Below are 5,268 nucleotides of genomic sequence, written 5' to 3' on the forward strand. Positions count from 1 at the left end.
CCGGGGGGGGGGGGGGGGGGGGCCCCCCCCCCCCCCCCCCGGGGCCGGGCCGCGGGGGGGGGGGGGGGGGGCCCCCCCACCCCCCCCCCCCCCCACCACACCCCGACGACCAGCCCAGGAGGTGACCGACGTGAAGTTCTACGACCCGAACGGCGAGGAGTACGGCCTCCCGACCTACCCGCGCCGCCTCGCCCCCGAGGGCCTGGCCACGCGCCGCCAGCTCCGCGCCCGCGGACTCCGTCCCAACGGTCAGGACGTCGTCGCCCAGATCCTCTGGCACGGCCGGCGCGACCCGCTCACCCGGGTCCGCCCGATCCGCGCCGCCTACCTCTACCGCATCGACCTGGCGGCCCCGGTCCGCCCGATGACCCCCGGCCGCTGGCGCGCGGTGCACGCGATGCTCCGCGCCCGCCGGACCTGCCCGGCCTGCCAGGTCACCCACCCCTACGTCATCCCGACGTCCCTCGGCTGCTGCCCGGGGTGCGCCGACCACCCGGCCGCCCTCGCGGCATGAAGGAGACCACCGCCATGAACCAGGAGATCCAGCACTACACCCCGCAGCCCCTCCCCGCGGTCCCGCCCGGCATGACCATCGGGTACACCGCCGAGGGCCAGCCGGTCTACGTGCCGGCCACCGCCCCGGCCCCGGTCATCGTCCAGATGCCCTCCCAGCCGATCCCGTCCTGGCTCCGCAACGGGCTGATCGCCGCCGTGGGCCTGGTCATCCTGTGCACCCCCGCCACGGTCATCCTCATCGCCGCCGCCCCGGCCATCGCCGCCATGGGCCAGGCCCTCGCGTACGGCGGCATCGGCATCGGCATCGGCGTGATCGGCGTCGCCGCCGCGATCAAGAGCCTGCGCGAGACGCCCCGCCCCGCGAAGCAGAAGAAGAAGTGACCCTCATGACGCCACGAGCCCACGACGGCGCGACGTCACCACAGACCCCGGAAGGCAGCACCACCATGAAGAAGCTCACCACCATGCAGCGCACGCTGCTGATCGCCACGATCCTCCCGATCCTCGCCGTCGGCGTCGCGGGCGGCATCGGCACCTACAACAACCTCTCCGCCCGCTACGGCAACGAGACCGCCCTCGGCGCACTCGCGGCCGGTGAGGGCGCCACCGCCGTCATGGCCCTGGTCCTCCTGGTCACCACCCTGTTCAACCGCGCCGCCCCGCTCATCGTCCGCGCCGGCCTCTGGGCCCTGCCCGCCGCCGCCGCCGTCATGGGCGCCACCGCCGCCAAGGGCATCGGCCAGACGATCGTCTACGCCCTGACCCCCATGGCCATCACCGCCGCCGCCGAGGCCATCGCCTACCTCGCCCGGATCGTCGTCATCCACCAGGAGGGCCGCGACATCGAGGCCGAGGCCCGCGCCGCCGCCGTCGTCCGCGATCTCGCCTACCACCAGGCCCGCGCCGCCGCCCACCCGTCCAAGCGCGTCCGCAAGGCGTCCGTCCGCAAGTCCTGGCGGCTCGCCGCCAAGGTCGGCACCGGAGACGTCTCCCTCGGCGCGGACCTCCTGGACGTCCAGCGCGACCGCCTGACCCAGGGCGCGGACATCGCCCTCCAGCGGATGTTCGCCCCCGGCATCGCCGCCAGCACCGCCCCCGCCCTCCTCGCCGCGTCCGCCGACACCACCCCGGCTCTCCCCGCCGCATCCGCTGATGACGTCACGAACCCGCGAGCCCAGGAGTCCACCATCCGCCCGGATGCGAACGGATATCCGGCCGACACCGACTCTGACCAGGCCGAAGAGTCCAAGAACGTCCGCCCGGACCTCAAGGTCGTCCGCACCGAGAAGCCCAAGAAGCCGTCCATCGCCGCCGACGTCCGCCGCATGGCCGAGGACGGCGTCAAGGACGTCCGCCACGTACTCGACGCCATCGCCACCCGCCACGGCCGCGAGGCGGACGACCCGAAGCTCCGCCAGACCGTCACCCGCTACTGGCGCGAGGCCACCGCCGCCGAGACCAGCCAGGCCATCAACCAGGCCGACCAGCCCAGCCCCTACCTCTGATCCTCCGCCCGGCAGCGGGCAAGCCCCGAAACCCGTGGGCAAGCCCGCTGTCCGGTCTCCAGGCAAGCCTTCGGGCAAGCCCCGCCGAGTACGACGGATTCAAGAAAGCCCAGGCCGAGCGTCACACCGAGGCCCGGATTCCTACCTATAGCAAGTGCCAGGAACTGTCAGACCCGTCCAGCATGATCGCCCCCAGGGCGGTCCCAGGACCGGGGGATTCGCCCGCCCGGCAGGCTCACCTCCTGCCACAGAGAACCAGCTTGCCGGGCGGCGGGTCCCCCTCCCACGAGTACGAGGGGAACTCCGTGCACAGCATGACCGCCGCACTCGCGGCCAACACCACGACTCAGCCACCCGACCCCGCAGCCCAGGAACAGGGCGGCTGGGTCGCTGACGCGTTCGCCACCGCCTGGAACTGGGGCTCCGCGAACCTGCCCGGCGGGAACTTCACGATGCTGGGCGCGCTCCTGCTCCTGGCCGTCGCCGCCGACCAGGCCGGGAAGAAGAAGGCCGGCGGCACCGCCACCCCCGGGAAGGGCCTGGGCAAGGGCATCGTCGGCCTCTTCAAGGCCCTGTGGGGCGGCCTGGTCACCCTGGCCAAGGCCGTCTGGGGCGTCGTCCGCTTCTACGGCGGCAGGGAGCTGCGCGGCGAGCCCCGCAGCACCGCCACCTTCTTCAAGGCCGGCGCCCCGATCGGCACCCCGGTCGCCCAGGTCGTCTCCATGGCCTCCGTCGCCCTCGCCCCGCCGAAGGTGAGCCTGGTCAAGCCCCGCCGCCGCCAGCCCAGCCCCTGGGCCCGCAACGCCGCCTCCTGGATCGAGGGTTACCGCGGCAAGGGCGCCGCCGCCCTCGACCGCGCCGTCCGTACGGCCCTGTGGCTCGCCATGGCGGCCGGGAAGGTCTGGCGCTTCCTCAAGGCCGTGTGGCGCTTCCTGGCGGCCGTCTACGCCTTCTGCGCGCCCGTGGTGGCCACCTTCGCCCGCGCGCTCGGAGCCTGGCACTGCTGGCCGTACGCCGCCCGCGGCCTGGCCCGCCTCGGCCTCACCCTCGCCCTGGTCGGCCTCGCCGTCCCGGCCTGGCGCGTCTGGACCATCGTGCTCCTGGTCCTCGCCGTTGGCGCCGGCCTCGCCGCCGCCCACCGCTTCCAGCCCAAGCCGCCCGGCGACGCCGCCGTCTACGGCCCGAAGATCTGGGCGATCCTCCGCGACGACCTCGACCTGCCCGACGACGAGCCCTTGGACAACTGGCTCCGGATGCCCGAGCGCCTGGCCGACGACGACGCCCGGATCGTCGTCCGCCTGCCCTGGACCTTCCGCGGCTCCCAGGCCGACAAGGACAACGTCACCGCCCTGATCAACAGCCGTGTCCCCGGCGAATGGGTCGGCCGCTTCACCTTCACCGGCGAGCACGCCACCGCCGTCTACACCCACAAGCCGCCGCCCAAGCCGCCGGCCCCCGAGCCCACCCCGCCCGACAGCGTCGACTTCTTCGACCCGGAGATCCAGGAGGCCATCGCCAACTGCAAGCGCGGCCAGATCGTCATCGGCCGCGACGCCTTCGGCCAGATCATCATCAAGGAGATGGGCGACGGCGAAACCCCGCACTGGGCCCTCTCCGTCGGCACCGGCGGCGGAAAGTCCGCGTTCTGCCAGATGGTTATCGCCCAGCTCATCGCACAGGGCTACTACATTCTCGCCTCCGACGTTAAGCGCGTCAGCGTCGCGAATTACATCGGCGTCGTCGGCTGCTACATCTACAACGACCCGATGAACCCCCAGGACATGCGCGCCGGAATCGACTGGTTCAAGGAAGAGATCGCGGCCCGCTCCGCCATCTCCGAAGCCGACCCGACCGCCGAATTCCCCGGCATCCTGTGCCTTATCGAAGAGGCCAACGAATTCGCGGACGTCTCCCGCGAATGGTGGGACGACAACCGTAAGACCCGCGCCGACGAATTCGGCCCGGCTGACCGCGCTGGCGACCCCGTTTGGGGCACGGTCGCATCCGGCGCCCGCCTCGGCCGCCACGTCCACGGAAATATCCTCGCCGTATTCCAGGATCTCCGGGACCAGGCATTGGGCGGAAAGGGACTTCGGAACCTCTTCCGCCTGAAGTTCATGGGCAACTTCAATAAGAACACCTGGGATAACGTCGTCGGCACCAAGCCCGTCCCGGAATCCATCGACAAGGCCGGGCGCATGATGATTGTGGAGGGCAACGCCCAGTACTGGGTCCAGACCCTCTACGCCAAGCCCGAAGCGCTGCGCGCCTGGGCCATCGAGGCCCGCGAGCGCACCGGCTTCGTGGAGGGCGCCGGCCTCTACGGCGCCCCGCCCAAGCCCTCCAAGAAGACCCTCCCGCGCCTCCTCCAGGGCGTGTCACGTGACAAGCTCCCCGAAGCCCTCCAGGGGCTCTCTGAGGGGGGTCTGAGCGACGAAACCGCAGGTCGCGGTGTCACGTCCGAGGGCGACGTGACACCCGGCGTGACACCCCAGCGTGACAGGCTGCGGCTCATCCCCGGGCAGGCCGGCGGGGAGGGCTCCCAGGACCCCCTGGCGGCCCCCGTGCTCCTCAGCGTGGCCGAGGTTGCCCGCGAGATGCAGGCCCGCGGCTACGTCATCGAGGCCGAGCTGATCCGCAAGCACAAGTCCCGCCGGGACAAGGGCAACGGCAACGGGTTCCCGGTCGGAATCGGTGAGGGGCGCGACGAGAAGTTCACGCTGACCCAGCTCATCACCTACTACGAGCAGCGCGGCATCGAAAAGCGCGAGGAAAGCGAGGAGGAGACCGAGCAGGGAGACGCGATCTGACCTGCGGAAACGCGGAAACAGCCCCCTCTACGGAGGGGGCTTTTCCATGCCCAAAACCCGGGAGGTATCACCGGAAAATGCCAACAGTACATAGGGATTCACGCCTGATGCACCCCCAAAAAAGAGGGCTTGCAAGGTGCGGAAAGGGTGCATATAAAGGTTCTTGAGCGGTTTTGAAAAACCGTGAAAGATCGCCAGAAAGGCGAGTCGGAAGAATTCACGGAAAGGGCAAAAATGAGTGAGATCGTGAATTCTGGAAATTCACTTAAAGGCCCGATGCGCGAAGCGCGAGGCTCTTGGATTTCAATTCCGGGCCGCGCCGATAAATGGCGAGAAAGCCCCGCCGGAAAGTCGCGAAGCGGCTTTCATAAAGGCCGCTTGCGGCCTCGGATTTCGAATTCGAATTCGCTCCGCGAATTCATGGGCCCGGCTGGGCC

5 protein-coding genes are annotated in these 5,268 nt (G+C 70.6%); all 5 read left to right on the top strand.

What is annotated here, in order from left to right; all coding sequences use genetic code 11:
• The first annotated feature begins 130 nt into the window (after window positions 1-130).
• Window positions 131-514 (top strand): RRQRL motif-containing zinc-binding protein, encoded by a 384-nt coding sequence (locus tag ACH4C6_RS34545; protein WP_391463804.1) that lies wholly within the window; start codon window positions 131-133, stop codon window positions 512-514.
• Window positions 511-897 carry a hypothetical protein gene (locus ACH4C6_RS34550; RefSeq protein WP_398112613.1) on the top strand — a complete coding sequence of 129 codons (387 nt, stop codon included), beginning with the start codon at window positions 511-513 and terminating at the stop codon, window positions 895-897. The genes ACH4C6_RS34545 and ACH4C6_RS34550 overlap by 4 nt, the downstream gene beginning before the upstream one ends.
• A 5-nt stretch (window positions 898-902) precedes the next feature.
• Window positions 903-2,021 (top strand): conjugal transfer protein, encoded by a 1,119-nt coding sequence (locus tag ACH4C6_RS34555; protein ID WP_398112614.1) that lies wholly within the window; start codon window positions 903-905, stop codon window positions 2,019-2,021.
• 314 nt (window positions 2,022-2,335) lie between these two features.
• Entirely contained in the window at window positions 2,336-4,831 is a 2,496-nt protein-coding gene (locus ACH4C6_RS34560; protein WP_398112615.1) for a hypothetical protein, read from the top strand.
• 183 nt (window positions 4,832-5,014) lie between these two features.
• On the top strand, window positions 5,015-5,268 hold a 254-nt coding region (locus tag ACH4C6_RS34565), incomplete at its 3' end, for a hypothetical protein (protein ID WP_398112616.1).

The sequence above is a fragment of the Streptomyces sp. NPDC017943 genome (assembly GCF_044328425.1).
Lineage (GTDB): Bacteria > Actinomycetota > Actinomycetes > Streptomycetales > Streptomycetaceae > Streptomyces > Streptomyces djakartensis_A.